At 33.1% G+C, this 19,979-nt stretch carries 20 protein-coding genes; 5 read left to right on the forward strand and 15 right to left on the reverse strand.

Annotation, left to right across the window (positions count from 1 at the left end):
* Window position 1 precedes the first annotated feature (1 nt).
* Window positions 2-1,060 (reverse strand): phytase, encoded by a 1,059-nt coding sequence (locus GR162_RS01760; protein WP_160780763.1) that lies wholly within the window; start codon window positions 1,058-1,060, stop codon window positions 2-4.
* A 75-nt stretch (window positions 1,061-1,135) separates the two neighbouring features.
* Window positions 1,136-3,946, reverse strand: a complete 2,811-nt coding sequence (locus GR162_RS01765) for a TonB-dependent receptor (RefSeq protein WP_160780764.1) — start codon at window positions 3,944-3,946, stop codon at window positions 1,136-1,138.
* Between the two features lie 239 nt (window positions 3,947-4,185).
* On the opposite strand from GR162_RS01765, the gene GR162_RS01770 reads away from it, so the two are divergent.
* A complete protein-coding gene (locus GR162_RS01770; RefSeq protein WP_091128499.1) occupies window positions 4,186-5,286 on the forward strand; it encodes a DUF4407 domain-containing protein in 1,101 nt (366 codons plus the stop codon).
* A gap of 137 nt (window positions 5,287-5,423) precedes the next feature.
* Here GR162_RS01770 and GR162_RS01775 read toward each other — a convergent pair whose 3' ends face one another.
* The 8 genes from GR162_RS01775 to GR162_RS01810 all read right to left on the reverse strand — a co-directional run bounded on the left by GR162_RS01775 (window position 5,424) and on the right by GR162_RS01810 (window position 11,848).
* On the reverse strand, window positions 5,424-6,134 hold the full coding sequence (locus GR162_RS01775; protein ID WP_160780765.1) for a PH domain-containing protein: 711 nt from the start codon (window positions 6,132-6,134) through the stop codon (window positions 5,424-5,426).
* 81 nt (window positions 6,135-6,215) lie between these two features.
* Complete coding sequence (locus tag GR162_RS01780; RefSeq protein ID WP_008466385.1) at window positions 6,216-6,575, reverse strand: MmcQ/YjbR family DNA-binding protein; 360 nt, start codon at window positions 6,573-6,575, stop codon at window positions 6,216-6,218.
* Between the two features lie 6 nt (window positions 6,576-6,581).
* Window positions 6,582-6,932: a DUF4260 domain-containing protein gene (locus tag GR162_RS01785; RefSeq protein WP_119789099.1), complete on the reverse strand. Its 351-nt coding sequence runs from the start codon at window positions 6,930-6,932 to the stop codon at window positions 6,582-6,584.
* On the reverse strand, window positions 6,929-7,330 hold the full coding sequence (locus tag GR162_RS01790) for a GNAT family N-acetyltransferase (protein ID WP_129746074.1): 402 nt from the start codon (window positions 7,328-7,330) through the stop codon (window positions 6,929-6,931). The genes GR162_RS01785 and GR162_RS01790 overlap by 4 nt, the downstream gene beginning before the upstream one ends.
* A gap of 168 nt (window positions 7,331-7,498) precedes the next feature.
* Window positions 7,499-8,248, reverse strand: coding sequence for a cyclase family protein (locus GR162_RS01795; protein WP_160780766.1), 750 nt, complete (start codon window positions 8,246-8,248; stop codon window positions 7,499-7,501).
* Between the two features lie 79 nt (window positions 8,249-8,327).
* A complete protein-coding gene (gene hemW / locus GR162_RS01800; protein WP_160780767.1) occupies window positions 8,328-9,473 on the reverse strand; it encodes a radical SAM family heme chaperone HemW in 1,146 nt (381 codons plus the stop codon).
* Between the two features lie 72 nt (window positions 9,474-9,545).
* Complete coding sequence (gene ruvC, locus GR162_RS01805) at window positions 9,546-10,100, reverse strand: crossover junction endodeoxyribonuclease RuvC (protein WP_008466394.1); 555 nt, start codon at window positions 10,098-10,100, stop codon at window positions 9,546-9,548.
* Between the two features lie 5 nt (window positions 10,101-10,105).
* Window positions 10,106-11,848, reverse strand: a complete 1,743-nt coding sequence (locus GR162_RS01810; protein ID WP_160780768.1) for a WG repeat-containing protein — start codon at window positions 11,846-11,848, stop codon at window positions 10,106-10,108.
* A 138-nt stretch (window positions 11,849-11,986) separates the two neighbouring features.
* Between GR162_RS01810 and GR162_RS01815 the strand changes: the two genes are divergently transcribed.
* Together GR162_RS01815 and GR162_RS01820 are read left to right on the forward strand one after the other, a co-directional pair.
* A complete protein-coding gene (locus tag GR162_RS01815; RefSeq protein WP_160780769.1) occupies window positions 11,987-12,931 on the forward strand; it encodes a lysylphosphatidylglycerol synthase domain-containing protein in 945 nt (314 codons plus the stop codon).
* Window positions 12,928-14,031, forward strand: coding sequence for a glycosyltransferase (locus GR162_RS01820; RefSeq protein WP_160780770.1), 1,104 nt, complete (start codon window positions 12,928-12,930; stop codon window positions 14,029-14,031). The genes GR162_RS01815 and GR162_RS01820 overlap by 4 nt, the downstream gene beginning before the upstream one ends.
* Before the next feature lie 108 nt (window positions 14,032-14,139).
* Here GR162_RS01820 and GR162_RS01825 read toward each other — a convergent pair whose 3' ends face one another.
* Entirely contained in the window at window positions 14,140-14,625 is a 486-nt protein-coding gene (locus GR162_RS01825; protein WP_160780771.1) for a hypothetical protein, read from the reverse strand.
* A gap of 153 nt (window positions 14,626-14,778) precedes the next feature.
* Here GR162_RS01825 and GR162_RS01830 point away from each other — a divergent pair, with 153 nt between their 5' ends.
* The gene (locus GR162_RS01830) at window positions 14,779-15,279 is read left to right on the forward strand and encodes a DUF456 domain-containing protein (protein ID WP_160780772.1); all 501 of its coding nucleotides are present in this window, start codon (window positions 14,779-14,781) and stop codon (window positions 15,277-15,279) included.
* A gap of 284 nt (window positions 15,280-15,563) precedes the next feature.
* Window positions 15,564-16,166 carry a DUF937 domain-containing protein gene (locus GR162_RS01835; protein WP_008466405.1) on the forward strand — a complete coding sequence of 201 codons (603 nt, stop codon included), beginning with the start codon at window positions 15,564-15,566 and terminating at the stop codon, window positions 16,164-16,166.
* 64 nt (window positions 16,167-16,230) lie between these two features.
* Here GR162_RS01835 and GR162_RS01840 read toward each other — a convergent pair whose 3' ends face one another.
* From GR162_RS01840 to GR162_RS01855, 4 genes are all read right to left on the reverse strand, one after another.
* A complete protein-coding gene (locus tag GR162_RS01840; protein ID WP_160780773.1) occupies window positions 16,231-17,139 on the reverse strand; it encodes a pseudouridine synthase in 909 nt (302 codons plus the stop codon).
* A 226-nt stretch (window positions 17,140-17,365) separates the two neighbouring features.
* Window positions 17,366-18,322: a geranylgeranylglycerol-phosphate geranylgeranyltransferase gene (locus GR162_RS01845; protein WP_160780774.1), complete on the reverse strand. Its 957-nt coding sequence runs from the start codon at window positions 18,320-18,322 to the stop codon at window positions 17,366-17,368.
* Window positions 18,323-18,381: 59 nt separating this feature from the next.
* Window positions 18,382-18,972 (reverse strand): DUF502 domain-containing protein, encoded by a 591-nt coding sequence (locus tag GR162_RS01850; RefSeq protein WP_160780775.1) that lies wholly within the window; start codon window positions 18,970-18,972, stop codon window positions 18,382-18,384.
* Window positions 18,973-19,037: 65 nt separating this feature from the next.
* Window positions 19,038-19,976: a mevalonate kinase gene (locus GR162_RS01855; protein WP_008466414.1), complete on the reverse strand. Its 939-nt coding sequence runs from the start codon at window positions 19,974-19,976 to the stop codon at window positions 19,038-19,040.
* Window positions 19,977-19,979 lie beyond the last annotated feature (3 nt).

A 19,979-nucleotide genomic window follows, 5' to 3' on the forward strand; every position in this document is an offset into this window, starting at 1 on the left:
TTTATTTTTTAGCTTCGTCTATACGTTTCTGGATTAAATCCCAAGCATAATAATGGAAAGTCATTCCGTTGCTCATGGCTACAAAAAGTCCGTTTTTGTATTTAGGGCCTAAGTTTATGCTCGTAACATCTGCGCCATCACATTCAATTGTAGAAGTTGGCACTTCAGCTAATAAAGGATGATTATTCGGATTTCCATTTGCACCTTCTCTTGGATAAACCATAAAAGTATTGGCTTGTTGGTTTGATACTAAAATATATCCTGTAGAATCTGTCTTTTTGTAAATCGCAATTCCTTCATGATCGGCTTTGAAATCTTTCTGACCAAAGAAAGCCAGTTGCTTATTATCATTTAAAGCAGGATCTGCTTTGTATTTTCTAATTCCAGCCTGTTCGTCGCAATAGTATACAAAACCCAATTCGTTATCGACAGCAATTGCTTCAATTTCTTTTTTACCGCTGTACGTTCCGAATTTGCGAACCACTTTTGCTGCAGCAAATTTTCCGTTTCCAGAAAGTTCATATTGCCATAAATAACTTCCAGATGGGCCAGTTTTTCTTCCCACAATAGCAAAAATCTTTCCGTCAGTTTTACGAGTATATAAAGCAACTCCCATTGGATCGCGCTCTGCTTCTCCTTCAAAAACTGGAATTCCGCCATTGTCAATTGGCTCTAAATCAGGTAAACTGAAAATTCTGATTTTGTTTTCTTCGCGTTCTGTCGTAACGGCTACATCAACTTTTTTTCCGTCAATAATCAATCCGTAAGCGATATCAACATTGTTTGGACGTTTTAGCGGAATTGATTTTTTAAGGATTTTTCCATTCAAATCAAAAGCATACAAACCTCCGTCTGTGTCTTTGTCTGTTCCGACAATAATACTTTTTGAAGCATCAGTTGGATTAATCCAGATTGAAGGATCATCCGTATCGTGAGGTAAAACTTCTGTAACCGCTGTTGGTTTTACGGCATTTGGCTGAATTGGAGCTAAAGTATCTTTTTTGCAAGCTGTAAATGATAAGCTTAAAAGTAAAAAAGCAATTAAAGATTTATTTTTCATTTGTGTTGTATATTTTAATGCAATTAGACAGAGCGCTAAACTCTGTCTAATTTAAGAATTTTAAAAAAGTGCAGATTACAAGTCTAGTTTCAATCCGAAATTGTAACGTGGCTGGTAATATTCAGCTTGTTTGGTATGTGCCGCAACTCCTTGGTAGTAACGTAACGGCTGATTTGTTAGGTTATTTGCTTCTGCAAAAAAGCGAAGTTTTGGAGTAATTTTATAAGAAGCATTGGCATCTAAGAAAAACTGCTTGTCATAGTAGCTGTCTTTGTAAGACTCAGAACCTAATTCATCTAAATAATCAGATGTAAAGTTAGTTGAGATTCTTGCAGAAAAACGTTTGTTTTCCCAAGATAAAGATCCGTTAAACATATGAGGCGTTGTCCCTGGAAGACTGATGTTTTTTCTTTCATTTCCGTCTTCGTCAGCAATTCCGCTTGCTTTAGATTTTGTGTAAGTATAGTTTAAATAGATACCAAATCCTTTTAAGAATTTACCAGGAAGGAAATCTAACTGACGCTGAAAAGCAACTTCAAACCCGTAAACATCAACATTCTCCCCATTTCTTGATTGTAAAAATGACCAGTTTTCTCCCGCTGGAATTGGGTTTGCTTGATTAGGGAAATCTGCAGCAAATTTTTCAGCAGTATATTGATTATCGCTGTAGTTGTAAATAAAATCGTTTAATCTTTTGTAGAAAACACCTCCAGAAATCAAACCAACCGATTTAAAATAGTTCTCGGCCATGAAATCATAATTGTACGAATACGTGGCGTTAAGATCCGGATTTCCGGCTGTGATTTCTTTATCGGCAGCAATGTTGTTTACATAAGGAGCCAATGCGTAATAGTTTGGCCTTGCTAAAGCTGTTGTAACGGCAGCTCTTAAAACTAGATCTTTTGTTGCATTGTATTGCAATGAAATACTTGGCAATAAATTAGTGTAAGAGTTGGTGTTGTTGATTTTGCTTTCTAATTCTTCCTCATCTAGGACACGATTTCCTGTGTAATCAATATGAGTATTCTCTACACGGAAACCTAAAACCATTGAAAGTTTATCGTTAAAATCCTGATCCCATCTTACATAAGCAGCAGTAATTCTTTCTTTAGCATTATAGTTTACCGCTAAATATTCTGCTGGATCAGCTTCTTTTTCAAATAAAGTTGCATTGTTTAAGTCTAAACTTCCTAAGAAAGAAGCTGAAGCAAAAGTTCCTGGCACATATTTATTTCCTGGATTAAAATCTTTTCCATCAAAATAAGACGTTGGAACTTGAGATAATAATTCCATATCATCATTAAGCGGAGTATAAGAATAGAAATTATTGTTTCTTTCTTTTTCTTTCAAACGAAGTCTAAGCCCCGTTCTTAATCTTCCTTTTTCACCTGCAATAACAGAGAATGGGAAACGGATATTTACTTTTGCGCCAAATTCGCTTTCGCTTGTTTCATCTGTGTTTTCGGTAACAGAATTAAATTTAAATTTATCAACAGATTCACCAACCGTAGTAATTAGCGGAAATCTAATATCTGATAAATCTTCAAACATTTCTAGACCTTTCTGACGGTATTCAATATAACGTTCACCTGGACGATATTCACTTGCTTTTGCATAGTTAGCAGACCAGTCCAAATCTAATGTTGAGTTGATTAAATGCTCTCCGCGAATAGAATAGTTTTGTACTCTCTGATCTTCTAATCTTCTGTTTTTGTTTCGGTTGTTGTCTAAACCACCTTTTGTTTGGCGTTTTACACGGCCTTCAAAACCAACAATTTCTTCACCGTTATAAAGCGGTTCGATATCATCGTAAGTAGTTCTAAAACGGTTTTCTCTATCATCTCTCCAATTGTAAATTGCGTTGGCAAAAATCGTGTTATTGTCATTGAATTTGTAATCTAAAGCAACAGAAGCACTGCGACGGATACGCTGTACGTCATATTTTCTAATTTCAGATGCTTGTAAATACTCATTTCCAAAATCATCTTTTACCCATTCGTTTTCGATATTATCAGAACCATAATCTACATTATTGTAAGATCCACTGAAAACAGCTCCTAATTTATTATCGAAAAAGCGATTTCCATAAACTAAACCAGCAGTATAAGAAGCGTGGTCACGAATTGGCAAATATCCTCCAGCCATTGTTGCTGAAATTCTTTCTCCGTTTGGAGTTGCTCTTGTAATTAAGTTTACAGAACCTCCAATCGCATCAGCATCCATGTCTGAAGTCAATGTTTTATTTACTTCGATAGTTGAAATCATATCAGATGGAATTAAGTCCATTTGTACGTTTCTGTTGTCTCCTTCAGCAGACGGAATACGGTCACCATTTAAAGTAACAGAGTTCAAAGACGGAGCCAAACCTCTAATAATGATGTTACGAGCTTCACCTTGGTCATTCTGCATTGTGATACCTGGAACACGTTTTAAAGCATCTCCCACGTTAGCATCTGGAAAACGTCCCATTTGATCAGAAGAAATTACGTTTCCGATATTTTTGTTGTTTTTCTGTTGGTTCAATGCTTTTGCCTGACCTTTTAAGATGTCTCCAACAACAACTTCTTTTAGTTCGTTTTGAGAAGCTTTAAGCGCAAAGTCAATTACATTATTCTTTCCTTGCTCCACTTTTATTTCTTGAGTTAAAGCAGTATATCCAATATATTTTACTTCAACTTTGTAAATTCCTTCATTAATATTTAATAACTCGAAACGACCGTTATAGTCAGAAACAGTATATTTTTTCTCGCCTACAATTTGAACCATAGCTCCAGGAAGAGGCAGTTTGTCATCGGCGTCTAATATCTTTCCAGATATAATCGCTTTCTGAGCAAAACCTGTAAAGGCGAATAAAAAGAATGCGGTTAATAGATAAAATTTCTTCATTGTGTGTGTTTAGTTTGATTTTCGATTGCGAAGCTAAAACCCCTGTATTACTAAAGCCTTGAAAAAAAATTAACATAGTGTTATGATTGTCCATTGAAATTTGAAATTTATTAATGTTTAAATAACACTAAAGCTGACAAATAATTGATTCACAATTAAAAAGAAAAAGAATAATTTGACTGTATTTGAAAATTTGGCGTTAAATTTGCCGTATCAATCACAATCAAAAATCATCAATCATGTTAAAACAATTTTTTATCCTATGTTCAGGAGTCGATAGAGACCTCTTGAAAGACTGTTCAGAAGGCGAACAAACCAAATATGTTGGTATTGGTGCCACAGTTTTCTTTACAGCAGTTATGGCTTTCTTGGCCAGTGCGTATGCACTTTTTACCGTTTTTGATTCTATTTATCCCGCTCTGATTTTTGGATTTGTATGGAGTTTGCTGATTTTTAATCTGGATCGTTTTATTGTTTCTACGATTAAAAAAAGAGATCGTTTTTTGGATGAATTCCTGCAGGCAACTCCGCGTATTGCTTTGGCTATTATTATTGCGATTGTAATTTCGAAGCCTTTGGAGATTAAAATCTTTGAAAAAGAAATCAATACCGTTTTATTGAAAGAAAAAAATGAAATGGAATTGGCTAATAAAAAACAAATTGGAACTTATTTCAAAACAGATTTAGATAAAAATAAAGCCGAAATAGCTGCTTTAAAAGCTGATATTGTAAAGAAAGAAAAAGAAGTAAACGATTTATATTCAACTTACATTACAGAAGCAGAGGGAACTGCTGGAACTAAAAAATTAGGAAAAGGTCCAGTTTATAAAGAAAAACGTGAAAAACACGATGCCGCTCTTAAAGAGTTTGAAACTTTAAAAAAGACAAACGAAGCTAAAATTGCTGAAAAAGAAAAAGCAGGCGTACAGCTTCAAGCCGATTTAGACAAAAAAGTTTCGCAAACCCAACCCATCATTGAAGGTTTCGATGGATTAATGGCGCGAATTAATGCTTTGAATAAACTGCCTTGGCTGCCTTCATTTTTCATTATGCTGTTGTTTTTGGCAATCGAAACTTCACCAATTATTGCCAAATTATTGGCGCCAAAAGGAGAATTCGATTTCAAACAAGAAGAAGCCGAAACTGCAATGAAAGCTACTTTGGCACAAAATAAATACCAACGCGATTTATTAGTGAAAACCAGTGCCGAAATGCACGATAAAGTTTACGCTGACATCTCAGAAGACAAAGGATTATTTGATTTACAGCGAAAAAATGCAAAAGAATTGCTGGAACTGCAATCGCATAAATTTGTAGAAAAACAGAAGGCGACTTTGTAAATGAGTACAAAGTGCAAAGTTTCTAAGTGCAAAGTTTAAATACAAAGCCCGAAATAGAATCTCTATTTCGGGCCTTTTTTATTTTAGATAAAGTCAATAATCTTTGTACTTTGTACTCAGAACTTTGTACTTTTAAACTACATATAACTTAAAATCTCTTTTTTGTAAGCATCATATTCTCCTTGAATGATTAAACCATTGTCAAGAAGTTTTTTGTAATTCTGTAATTTATCGAAAAGTTCTTCCTTAGATAAATCACTTAATTTACGCTCTCCAGCAGGTTGAGTTGGCTGAGTCGGAAGCGGTTCATAAGTTTCTGTAACAGCTGGAGCAGCAGGTAAAATTTCTGCAAAGCTTGTTACTTCTTCTGTTTCAACTTCTTCAATTTCCTCTGCTTCTTCTTCAAAAACAGGTTCAGCAGTTTCCTGAATTGGAGTTGCTGTTTGAACAGGATTTTTCAATAAATCCAATTGTTCTTTAGCATAAGTATAAATTTTTCTAGCCTGAATTTTCGGAATATAATCAATAGAAACAGCTAAATCTGTTTTAGTGCCAAATGAAAATTCAGAACCTAAAATGTTCTCTTTTACAAAAGTACTCGCAATATCATCCCAAGTATAATCGGTAAAATCCATAGAAAGACCTAAATTTTTAGGCTTACAGATAATAATACGCTTGTTAGTTAATACAATGCTGTCTGGAAAAACAGTAATAGCAGGTTTTTTTTGCACTGCGATGTATCCAACTTCTTCGCCTTTCATCAATAAATCGTTAAGTTTCGAAGTGATTTTTTCAATCGCTTTTGGATCTTGTTCTTCGTTTAGAAATTTTTTAAATTGTTCTTTCATTTTTTTAAGGTTCTAAGTTGCTAAGCTACTAAGTCGCTGAGTTTTTCACTGATGCTACAAATGTAATGCCTAATTTTATAATTAGATAATTTCGCTCTGAATTTTCTTTGTTAAGCTTTTGAAAACTAATTCATACGAATGGTCTATGAGCTCTTTTACAAATTTATCTGCTAAGTTTCCATTTAGGGCTATCGTATTCCAATGCACTTTGCTCATGTGATATCCAGGTTGAATTTCATCATATTCAGCTCTGAGTTCCTGCGCGCGGTCTGGATCGCATTTTAAATTGACAGATTGTTCGTTTTTTTCCCATTGAGAAAGCGAAGACAAAGCAAACATTTTTCCGCCGACTTTAAAAACCAATGTATCTTCATCAAAAGGAAAATGTTCACTGACACCTTTCTTGGAAAGACAATATTCGTAAAACGTTTCTAAATTCATAACTGTTTATTTACCAATTTCACCCAAATGAGTGTATTTAAAGCCTGTTTCATATTTAAGGCCATAACCAAAAACACGATCCATAGCCGAATGCGAAAATAGAATAATTCCTGTTAATTGAATGCTTTCAATACTTAAATAACATCCAATGGCATAAATTAAAAGTGCGATTCCTTTATGATGAAAGATATTATAAGCAAAAGCACCAATTTTGTTTCCGAAAACATATCCAATCATCGATAAATCAGGAGCCAAAATCAAAACCAGAAACCACCACCATTCATAGCTTAAGCGGTTAAAAAGAAATATTCCGAGAATAAATAAAGCGGCTTCTTCGAGTTTTAAGACTGTTTTCATTTGACTATTTTTTCCATCATCTTTTCAGGATGATTCAGTTTTGTAAATCCGAATTTCTCGTATAAAAAGTGCGCGTCAGTGGTTGCCAGACGCCAGATTTTAACTTCTTGCAATTGAGGCTCATTCATCATTGCGTCAATTAATATGGAAGAATATCCTTTTCCGCGGTATTTTTCATCAATAAAAACATCCATTAAATAAGCAAAAACAACATAATCGGTAATGACACGTGCAAAACCAATTTGTTTGTCATCCAAATAAATTCCGAAACAAACCGAAGCATCAATCGTGCGTTGAACTTCTTCTATAGTTCGCCCCGCAGCCCAATAAATGTCTTTTAGAAAGTTCTGTATAAATGGAACATCGAGTTTTGTTTTGTCAGTTGATACTGTTATCATTAAGGGATGTTTTTTAACCACAAATTACACAAATTTTCACAAATTATTTTTTAAGATTAAAGTTTACAAATGATTAAATCTGTATAAATCTTTTTTATCCCGATAGCTATTGGGAGTGGCAAAATAAAAAAAGAAATTCGCGAAAATTTGTGTAATTTGTGGTTGATTTTAAATTTTGTATAGTATTGGTTTCGATGGACTAGCGTCATTTTCAAACGAAGCGATTTGAAGATTTAGTATATAATTTCCATCTTCAATTTCATCTGAAACATAAATCATTTCGGTGATTGTGGCATTAAATCTTGCATCAGGATTTAGATTATGAGTGTCTTTAACATTCCAAAACGCTTTGTGAGCCAATAATTTCCCTTCGTCATGTTCTCTATCAACACTTGGCAAATCGATCAATAAATGCTGAATTTCGCTTTCGCGGATGAAAATCGCAGCATCTTCAGACAAATACGGCGGATTCGTATTCGAATATTTTCTTGATTTTTTTTCCAGCTGATTTGGAAGCGTTCTGATAATTAATGCTTCCGTTTTTTCAGTGATTAAACTCGCAATTTGCTCTTTCGTAATCACAAAATCTTCTCCAAATTTTTCAGGTTCAATCGTAATCAATTTAACAAAAAAGAAAAACTGTTTTAAGGATTGATTGATGCTGTAAAAATCATTTGTAATATGTCCTAAACATTCCGTATGCGTTCCATGTCCATGCGGATTAAAGAAAATATTATTGAAATTCGTAGATGATTTTCCTTCTGAAACTTTCCCAATCCAATCGCCAAAAATGACGGGTTCAATTAAAGGCTTTTCGATGTACCAAGCAATTGGGTTTTCGTCAGTATTTGTTAATGGGATGGAGATATCAATGGGTTTTGATAAGTCTATTTCGAAGTTGTTGATTTTTGCTAACACAAATTTGGGTTTTTATGCCGCAAAGACGCTAAGTCACAAAGTTTAATAATTTTGAGCCTTTGTGCCTTCGTGGCTAATTTTATTCTTCCAAATTTAGATAAAATAAATCTGAAGCAATTCCATCCGTTAAAAATTTTCCTTTAAGAGTTGGTTTTAAAATATTGTTTTCAATCGAAAGCAAATCATCATTTAAGAATTTTTGAGATTGTTCTAATAAATAATTCAAATATTCTGAACCATATTCCTTTTCAATTCGATCTAAAGAAACGCCCCAAATCGTTCGCAATCCTGTCATAATATATTCATTATAACGATCTGAAATAGTTAAGACTTCTGTTTCAATAGGAAGTTCATCATTTTGAATTGCTTTTAAATACAAAGAATTATTAGCAATATTCCAGCCTCTTTTTTCGCCGTCATAACTATGCGCCGAAGGTCCTATTCCGATGTATTTTTTACCTAGCCAGTAAGCCGAATTGTTTTTGGAGAAATAATTCTCTTTTCCGAAATTGGATAATTCATAATGGATAAAACCATTTTTTTGGAGCATTTCAACCAAAATCATAAAATGATTTGAAGCTACTTCATCTTGAGGTTCAGCAATTTTTCCAGTCTGAATTAATTTGCTTAAAGCTGTTTTCGGTTCAACCGTCAAAGCATAACTAGAAATATGCGGAATACCAAAATCTAAAGCGGTTTGGATATTCTGTCTCCACATTTCGTCACTCATTCCAGGAATTCCATATATCAAATCGAGTGAAATATTATCAAAATATTTTGTCGCTTCTTCCAAACATTTTTTGGCTTCCGCCGAATTATGAGCACGATTCATCATTTTCAAATCCTCTTCATAAAAAGACTGAATTCCAATGCTTAATCGGTTTATCGGACTTTTGGATAATTCCAAAATTCGTTCCGCCGACAAATCATCAGGATTGGCTTCAAGCGTAATTTCGGGATTTTCGACAACTTTATAATTTTTATAAACTTCTGAAATTAAAAAGTTGATTTCGTCATTATTTAAAACAGAAGGCGTTCCCCCGCCAAAGTATATCGTTTCAATGATATTGTCATTCTGAGCGGAGTCGAAGGGTTTTCGCATACCAATTTCTTTAGCCAAAGCCAAAACCATCTCGTCTTTCTTTTTCATCGAAGTCGAAAAATGAAAGTCGCAGTAATGGCAAGCTTGTTTGCAAAAAGGAATATGGATGTAGATGCCGCTCATTTTTTTAGTTTTCAGTCTCAGTTTTCGGTCTCAGTCTCAGTCTCAGCTGTAAACTGTAACTGTGACTGAAAACTACTTTTTAATTCGATCTTCGTTTTGTTTCACAAAAGCATCCCAACCCGAATAACTTTTCCCAGCAACGACTTTTCCAGAATTGAAGTGATGGCAAACTGCAGCTGCCAAACCGTCTGTTGAATCGAGATTTTTTGGCAATTCTTTTAAACCTAAAAGCTGTTGGAGCATTTTGGCAACTTGTTCTTTACTTGCATTTCCGTTTCCGGTAATCGCCATTTTTATTTTTTTAGGCTCATACTCTGTAATAGGAATGCCTCTTGAAAGTCCCGCAGCCATGGCAACGCCTTGCGCGCGACCTAATTTCAGCATAGATTGCACGTTTTTTCCGAAGAAAGGTGCTTCAATCGCAATTTCGTCCGGACAATGCGTTTCGATTAGTTCGATAGTTCGCTCAAAAATGATTCTTAGTTTTTGGTAATGATTATCGTATTTGGAAAGCTGCAATTCGTTTAACTGCAGAAATTCCATTTTTTTATTGATTACTTTAATCAATCCGAAACCCATAATTGTGGTTCCTGGGTCAATACCTAATATGATGCGTTCTTGTGTCAATTTTTTTAATTGTAATAATAAGAGAATTTATTTTCTACTTCATTTTTGGAAATATCCGATTTAATTACTTCATTTTTATCATTTATGATTGAATATTTTCCATTCTTCAAAACATAAAATTCAGTTTCTTTTTTCTTTGAAAAGAGACTCGGCTCCAAATAAATTTTTTCGTACGCAAAAGGAATTATTTGTTTGTTTTGAATCGTAACAACACCGTACTTACCATTTTTAGACAGAATAATTATTTTATCGCTATCATAAAAAAGACTGTTATAGATTACTGGGATAACTGTTTTTCCTTCTCTAGTAATTAAACCATGTTTGCTATCTTTTGTTACGAAATGATAATTTTCACCAGGACCATATTCAACCCAATTAGACATTTCACTATATTCAAAAGGGATAATTATTTTTCCTGCTCTGTCTATAACGCCAAATTTATCGTTTTGTTTAGCAATAAATCTATTTTTTGTATCGTAAAAGCAAGGAGATAAATCCTGAAAATCAAAATTTAAAATTGGTTTTAGATTTTTGTCAATCACTCCATACTTGTTGTTTCTTTTTATAACATAATAATCTAAATCTTTTCTGTTGACTGAATAAATTGATTCATTTTCAATTGGGTAAGTTGTTCTGTTATCAGAATTGATTAACCCAAATTTTCCTTTATACTTTACAATCGCATTATAATTACTTTCAAAATCTTGAAATTCATCATAAATAACAGGAATTATCAATTTTCCTTTTGTGTCAACCGCACCATATTTTCCATTCAAATCCTGAACGTGATAGATTTTTTCAATTTTCTTATTAATACGACAGTAATCAAAAGAGAAGTCTTTTATCTTATCATAGATTTTCTTCCCATGTTCATCGAGTAAAACGAGATTGCTGCCCTTTTTAGCAACAAAAATTTCAGATTCATGATAGGATTCTTCAGGATGTTCTATGGTATCATATTCTAGTTTTACTCGCTCTTTTCCAAATTCATCAATGATTCCGTATTTATGATTTTTAGAAACAATGGCAATTCTGTTAGTATTGAACCTTTCCCCATTGTTGTATTTTCCGAAAGGAATCACTTCTTTTAAATTTTTGTCCAAATAAGCAATTTGTTTGTTTTTTCGAACTAAAATTAATCCATTCTTCCAAAATGTACTTTCGCTTTCTCCGTCAATATTAATATTAGTTAAAGCAATTTCATCATAAATAAAATCAGATTTTTGCTTTCCAAACGAATCAAAAATGGCCCATTTTCCTTTTTTATTCAAAGAGACTAAACTGTCTACAGTACCTTCGTTTGCATTTTGATAAATGATAGGAATTATTTCTTTTCCTTGTTTATTTATAAAACCATAGAGTTTATTTTTCTCGACCAGAGCTAATCCTGTTTTTTGAAAATAGGTTTCATCTTCAAATTGAATGGGAATTACAATTTTTCCATTTCGATCAACAAAACCATATTTATTATCCTTTTTTACACAAGCTAAATCTTGACTAAACAGATTAATATCGTCATAATCAAAAGGAACAATTATATTTTCATGAATGTCAATGTAACCATGTTTGTTATTTAATTCGGCTAATATCATTCCTTTCTCATCCAATGGATTGAGAAATTTATATTTTCCTAAAGGAATAATAACATTTCCTTTTTCATCATTATATCCCCAAGAACCTTTGCCCATAATTCTAACATATTGTTTTGGCGTATTATTATCAATTTTGCTACATGAGATCAGTAGCATTAATAAAAAAACAAATATGATGCGTTCTTGTGTCAATTTTTTTTGTTTCAGGTTTGAAGTTTCAAGTTTTTTGAAAATCAAACAATTCATTTTCTCATTTTCAAATTGCCACATTTTCAAATTGATTACTTTTGCGGCATGATTTCAATTCCTCACAAAGCTAAGCAATTCCTAGTTCTTCTGGCCAAACTTTTGATTGTTGGCGGCGCATTTTATTTTATTTACAATCAGCTGGCTAACAACGACAAATTAGACTGGCAGAAGTTTATTGTCTTGTTCAAGAAAAATCAGTCGGTTTTAGGGATTTCGTTTATTTTACTTTTGAGCGTTTTGAATCGTTATTTCGAAATTTTAAAGTGGCAGAATCTTGCGCAGGTTATTCATAAAATATCAGTTTACGAAGCCACAAAACAGGTTTTAGCGGCATTGACAGCTGGAATTTTTACGCCAAATGGAGTAGGTGAGTATGCTGGAAAAGCATTGTATTATGCAAAATCTGAAGCCAAGAGAGTTGTTTTTTTAAACCTGATTTGCAACGGAATCCAAATGATTCTAACCATCATTTTTGGAATTTTCGGATTATTGTATTTTAACGCTGAATTTGATGTAATTACAACCAAAGCAGTTCTTATTCTCTTTGGCGGATTTATGCTGATTTTGATTCTGTTATTCTCCATTAAAAAAATAAAAGTTAAAGGATATTCGATAGAAAAACTGATTCATAAAATCAACGAAATTCCGAAATCGGTTCATCAGAAAAATCTCTTTTTGGGAATCTGCCGTTATTTGGTTTTTTCGCATCAATATTACTTTTTGTTTTTAGGTTTTGATGTCGATTTGCCTTACTTGACTTTAATGGCTGCGATAACTTCGGTTTACTTTTTGGCTTCGTCATTGCCAACTTTTCAGTTTTTAGATTTTGCGGTGAAAGGAAGTGTTGCGATTTATTTCTTTGGAATTTTGGGTGTAAACGAATGGATTGTAATTTTCATCAGCACTTTAATGTGGTTTTTAAATGTCGTGTTGCCAGTAGTTTTAGGAAGTTATTTTGTACTGAATTTTAAAACCAAAACAGCAGAATGATTTTTGGATTGTTCGCAATATTAACCATTTATATTAGTAGCATTTCTTTGCTGATTTATGGTTTTTTTAAAGTGAAGAAATATCAAATAACGGATTTAAAACCGCAAACTAGTTTTACGATTATAGTTCCGTTTCGAAATGAAAAAGAAAATCTACCTATACTTTTAGAGAGTTTTTCAAACTTAAATTATCCGAGAGATTTATTTGAAGTGATTTTGGTTGATGATTCTTCAAATGAAAAGTTTCAGGTTTCAAGTTTCAGGTTTCAAGTTTCGATAATCGATAATATTCGGATTTCAAATTCTCCAAAAAAGGACGCGATTACAACGGCAATGCAACATGTAAAAACCGATTGGGTTATTACCACAGATGCTGATTGCATTGTTCTGAAAAATTGGCTTTTGGCCTTTGATAATTACATTCAGGAGAACAAAGTTTCGATGTTAGCTGGTGCTGTAAGGTATCAATGTGAAAATTCTTTTTTAGATCATTTTCAGCAATTAGACTTGACAAGTTTGCAAGGCGCAACCATTGGAAGTTTTGGTTTGAATAAAGGTTTTATGTGTAACGGAGCCAATTTGGCGTACACAAAATCACTGTTTGATAGACTGAATGGCTTTGATGGAAATGAAAAAATCGCTAGCGGAGATGATGTTTTTTTACTGCAGAAAGCAATTGAAAAATTTCCAAAAGAAGTTCAGTATCTAAAAGCTGACGAAGCAATTGTCGTTACAAAACCAACCGAAAATTGGAAAGCATTATTTCATCAAAGAGTGCGCTGGGCGGCCAAAACAACCTCATATAAAAGCACTTTTGGTAAATTCTTAGGTCTGATTGTTTTCTTCGGAAATTTGAGTTTTGTTTTTGGATTTTTCTTTCTTCTTTTAGGAATTTGGTCTTATCCGATTTTTGTGCTTTTTGCTTTTTTAAAGTTTGCAATTGATTATGTTTTACTTTCAATAACCAATCAATTTTTGACTAAAACCAGAATAAAAAGCCTTTTATTGAGTAGTTTGCTGTATCCGTTTTTTAGTTCGACTGTTGCCCTTTATAGTTTGTTTGGTTCTTATGAATGGAAAGATCGTCAGTTTAAAAAATAATTTCTTTTGAAATAGAGTGCCCTAGCCCTGATGGGAGCGACATCCTTTTGCTTTTTTCTTTAAAAAGCGAAAGATATAGCGGACAGCAGGAATTAGCTCCTTATAAAACTATTTATCGTCTTTTGCTTTTAGAATAACAGGTAAAATAAATTGTGTTTTTACTGGAATTCCACGCTTTATAGCTGGATTTACTTTTGGGAAATCGACTAAGCGAGCATGCAGAATGCTGTCGATTTTTATGGTGTCATACGCTACAGAATCTTTAGGAAACTGAGGTTCAAACTTCATGGTTGAATTTGGAAAAACAGTTACTTTTACTTCGATCGTGTCCAATTCTGGGTATAATATAGATAGAGTATCTACGTTTAATTTTTCTTGGATAAGGCTTGACATGACTTCAAAAAAACATTGCTGACGAAGTTTTTTATCGGCAATTTTTTCGCAGTTAGGAACAGAAGGATATTCATCAACTTCTTTCCAGTTGATTGATTTTAACTCTTTTTGAAGTAATTCTTTTTCAGACGGAACCTGCTTCTCAAAATATTGACAAGAATGGAAAAGAATACAAATAAAAAAAGGGAAAAACTGCCTCAAAGTTTTAAAATTGAATGAATGAACAAAAATACAATTTTTTTTGTGAAGCTTGCCGAGGTTTATGGCATCTTCATACTTTAAAGATACATATTTTAAGGTTTGTACGAAAAAAAATAAAGTAGTAATTTGTAAAAATAAATTGATAAAAAAGATATGGATTTACTTTTAGTTCTCTTAGGGTTTATATGTGTAATTGTTGGCGTTTTTGGGAGTTTTCTTCCTGTTTTACCAGGATTGTCAAGCTGTTGGGTAGGACTATTATTGCTGTATCTAACCAAAGCGGTAGAAAACAATTATTGGGTTCTGGGAATCACTTTTGTTTTGATGGTAACGATTACCATTTTAGATTACGTGATTCCATCTAAGGGAACCAAAAAGTTTGGAGGCAGTTCTTATGGAATCTGGGGAACAAATATTGGATTGATTGTCGGCATTCTAGCACCAATTCCGTTTGGAATTATTATTGGCCCGTTTGTAGGGGCGCTTGTTGGCGAATTATTATACGATTCTCAAAATCACAAACGAGCGCTAAAAGCGGCTACAGGTTCTGTTCTAGGATTCTTGGCTTCGAGTTTTGTGAATTTCTTTTTTTCAGTAATTTATCTCGGGATTTTTCTGACTATACTTTGGCAAAATAGGCTGCTTATTTTCTAAATGGTAATTTTGACTTTAAGCTTTTTCTTATATTTTTGGTTTTTTGAAAAAAACTCTTAAAATTTTAAAAATATTTTTTATATCTTATACGTTACGTCAAGCTTTATATTTCCTCATTTCCTTGTTTTTTAGGGCTAAATGCTTGAAAATCGACTACCTAAATTTTTAACTTAATTTTTGGAAATGTTAAAATATTTTATATTTTTATCACGATAATCGATGAAAAGCCTCACTTTATCGGTTATTTTAAATAAGTATAAATAATCATTTTTTAAGTTATGAGTATGACCCCAAACCTACAAATTGAACTTAGACGCTTTATTTCTTCTAATGTTGTCTCCAAGTTAAACAAGTTTTATTTTGAAAATGATGCACTTTTAATCAAGGGAATAGATGTCTCGATCGGCACAATTCTAATGGGACTCTACAACAAAGCAGAAGAATCTGATTTTTACTCCGAAATTGTCTCGCTAATCCAAGAAGATTCCACTTTTTACCAAGAAGTAGATTTTAATGCAGGCAGAATTTTATCAGTCGACGACTGCTACCGTTTAGAAGGAAATGTATTGCTGAAAGAATTGTTTTCTAATAAAAAAGGCAGAATTTCAGAAATGGTTTCTAACGAAGTGGGTATAAAAAGCGAAACAGCCCGAGAAATACTTAACTTTTCAGCATTACTTGTAATGTCTTACTTAAGATACAATCTTCAATTAATAGAAAGTTTAAAACTCCTTTTGGAAGATCAAAAAAGAGATATTTTAAACAGCATTCCTCCCGGAATCAAAATCATCCTAGGTTTTTCAAATTACGAAACAGTAGAAGACAAAAACCAATCTATCGGAAGATCTATTTTTACCCTTTTCGGACATAATTTTTTTAGTTTTTAAAAATAAAAAATCCCATTTTCAAGAAGGAAAACAGGATTCATTTATGATTTAATTTGAAAAACAATTACATGTTTTTCAAATTGATAATTTCTTGATCGGTCAAAAAGCGCCAATTTCCACGAGGAAGATTCTTTTTGGTCAGTCCGGCAAATGAAACACGGTCAATTCGTAATACATTATAATCAAACGATTCAAAAATAGCACGCACCACCTTTACGTTAGCAGTACGCAATTTAAGGCCAACTTCGCTTTTTGGCTCATTATCGATATAGCTTACTTCTTCAACAAAAACGCGGTGTCCGTCAAGAACAAGACCTTTGCTGATTTTTTCTAAATCTTCAAATTTTAAGTTTTTGTCTAAAGAGACTTGGTAAATCTTAGACGATTTTTGATTCGGCAAAGTAAATTTACGAATCATATCGGTGTCATTTGTAAATAATAACAAACCGGTTGTGTTCTTGTCCATTCTTCCGATAGGAGCAATTTTTGCGTTTGTAGCGCCGCGAACTAGCTCTAGAACGTTACGATATTCCTGACCTTCGTCAAGCGCAGTCGTAAAGTTTTTAGGCTTATTCAATAAGATATATTCTTTCTTTTCTGGAGTTAGAGTAAGGCCGTCAAAGTTTACAACATCATTCAATTTTACCAAATATCCCATTTCAGTAACCACCTTACCATTAACTTTTACATTTCCAGACTGAATGTAAATATCGGCATCACGACGTGAACAAACACCAGAATTAGAAATGTATTTGTTCAGACGAATTTCATCTGAAGCTTTTTGTCTCTTTGCCGGCTGATTTTGTTTTCTGAATTTTTCAGCGGCTGCTTCTTGAGCTGCTTTTACTTCAGGTTTTACTTTTTTCGGTCCCTGCGCGCGTTTTGGTAAAGCAGGTTTTGGCTTGTTAGAGTTTGATCGTGAGCTGTTTGGTCTCGATCCGCCTCTTTTATTATTGCCTTCCTTATTGTTCATAGAATCATTAATTTGTGCAAAGATAGTTTTTTCCTGCTAATAAATCTTAAGTTCAATGTTCTTAGATTAATAGCACTGATTTTTAGATAGATTAGAAGCAATACGATTGATTTCTTTTTATAGCTTTAGTTATTTCGCAGAGATTCACAAAGTTGGCACAAAGTATCGCAAAGATCTTGGTGTGTCTCTGTGAGAAATCTTCGCATATCGCTGCGGAATAAAAAACTTAGTAATTAGAAATCAATTCCTTTCCGTGCCATAAAACACTAGGATTAATTAGGACAATGCAGAAAACACCCGAAACAATAAGGAATTTTAAAACATTATGAAGCTTTAGAAACTGCTCTTTAGAATTGGACTTCCATAAATAAATCAGGAAAAAAAGTAAAACTCCAAAACAGACATAAAAATAAATATCCATATAACCCACGTCATGTATATTAACCAAAACATACACTGGCACAATGGTTAAAAAAGTCAAAGCCGTAATAATTTGTTTAGAAATTTTTTCGCCATACAAAACAGGAATGGTTCTGTAATCGGTCACTAAATCGCCTTTCAGGTTTTCAAGATCTTTTATCATTTCGCGAATCAATAAAAGCAGAAATAAGAAAACAGCATGTGCAGAAATCACAACAAAATGACTCATGTGATTTTCAATTTCTTCAAACGAAATTTTATTGTAGAAGTACAGCAAAATGGCAAAAAATGGAGTGACAGCCAGCAATGCCGACATTAGATTTCCGATAATTGGGTACTTTTTAATTTTATGCGAATAAAACCAAATCATGAAAATATACGCAGAAAAGAATAAAAAAGCACGCCAAGAAACAATTCCTGCCATTAAAACTGCCAAGAAATTCAATCCAAAATAAACATTCAGTTTTGTTTTCTGACTCACTAAACGATCCAGCATAGATTTGTTGGGTCTGTTTATTAAGTCTTTCTGGCTGTCGTAAAAATTATTGATAATATAACCCGATGCAATTGTGATAGCTGAAGCAAAAACAATTAAAAACAAATAAAAATCCAACAGAATATCTAGTGCTCTAATTTCTGGTGCCAGTATAAAAATTGCCGACAAGTATTGTGCTAAAACGATTATTGGAATGTTATAACCTCTAACGACAGAGAACAAACTAACAATTTTCATTATTAAAAGTTTATTTTGTCTGCTCAGCATTTCTTATGGGTTATAGTTTTTAGAGTGGTAATTTAAGGCTATTATTTTTTCTAGAAGAATTAAAGCTTATTTTTTAATAAAATTTTAGAACCGAATCCTAATTTCCTAATGCAGGCCAAAGCTTGTTTTTGAGAAATATCAATATCTGTAATGTCTTTCTTTTCAACGAAAACTACAGATCCGCTCCATGGGTTTGGTGCATCTGGAATAAAAACAGCAAATTTGTCTTCGTTTATCTCTTCAATTAAAAAAGCAAATTGCAATCCAGCATCTGTTGGAACCAAGATTACTTTTAGATCATCCTTAGATTCAAGACCCATAATGCTTTCATTCATATTTTTCATAAATGAATATCCTGGGACAAAGCTTAAAATGCCATCTTCTAATCTCTGAATGAGTTTTTTTGCTTGAGCAGATTTAGCCAATAAGCCAGCTAAAAAGCAAATTACAATTATAATTATGATTCCAACAAGCTCCTGAAGCGCAATTCCTAAAACATGTATTCTAGGAAGATGCTTTGCCAACGGAAGCGTGATTTTTTGAATAATGCCATAACCTTTTTCCAGAATAATAAGCAGTACAACCAATGGTGCTAAAAAGAGAATTCCTCCTAAAAAAGTTGCTTTCATTATTTTAAAAATACTTTTCATAATAAATAACTTTTTAGGATGAAAACTTATGGAAATCTACTCAAATAATTTCTGGTTTTAAAGCATTAAAACTGGTAAACGACTTCTAATTTATAGTCTTTCAAGGCTGCTTTTGCGCGTTCTAAATCTTCAGTAAAACCAAGAATATAGCCACCGCCTCCAGAACCGCAAAGTTTTAGATAATAATCGTTAGAGTCAATTCCGTGTTGCCAGATTCCATGAAATTGTTCAGGAATCATGGGTTTAAAGTGATTCAGAACCACTTTAGAAAGCTTTTTGGTATTGGTAAACAAAGACTTCATATCGCCATGCAGGAAGTTTTCAACGCAGGCATCAGTATATTTTACAAACTGATTTTTAAGCATCGCGCGGAAACCTTTATCTTTTAAGTTTTCCATAAAAATGCTAACCATTGGAGCAGTTTCTCCAACAATTCCTGAGTCTAACAAAAATACAGCGCCTTTTCCATCAAAACTTTGAGTTGGAATTCCAGTTGCTTCAATATTATCTTTTGAATTGATTAGGATAGGAATGCTCAAATAGCTGTTTAAAGGGTCTAAACCAGAACTTTTTCCGTGGAAAAAGCTTTCCATTTGAGAGAATATATTTTTTAGGTGTAATAATTTTTCGCGAGTCAGATTTTCTAGTACAGTGATTTTGTTTGTAGCATATTTGTCATAAATAGCAGCAACAAGAGCGCCGCTGCTTCCAACGCCATATCCTTGTGGAATGCTAGAATCGAAATACATTCCAGTTTCAACATCATTTTTTAAAGTTTCTAAATCGAAAGTAACCAATTCTGGCTGTTGTGTATGCAGCACTTCAAGATAAGCCGCAAAACTTCTTAAACTTCTGTTAGAAGCAATAGCTTCTTCTGTAGGTTCTTCGCTTTTTTTCAAAGCACCATTATAAAAATTATAAGGAATAGAAAGTCCTTTAGAGTCGCGGATGATTCCGTATTCTCCAAAGAGTAATATTTTTGAGTAAAATAAGGGTCCTTTCATGAT

It is taken from the genome of Flavobacterium sp. HBTb2-11-1 (assembly GCF_009826975.1).
Taxonomy (GTDB): Bacteria; Bacteroidota; Bacteroidia; order Flavobacteriales; family Flavobacteriaceae; genus Flavobacterium.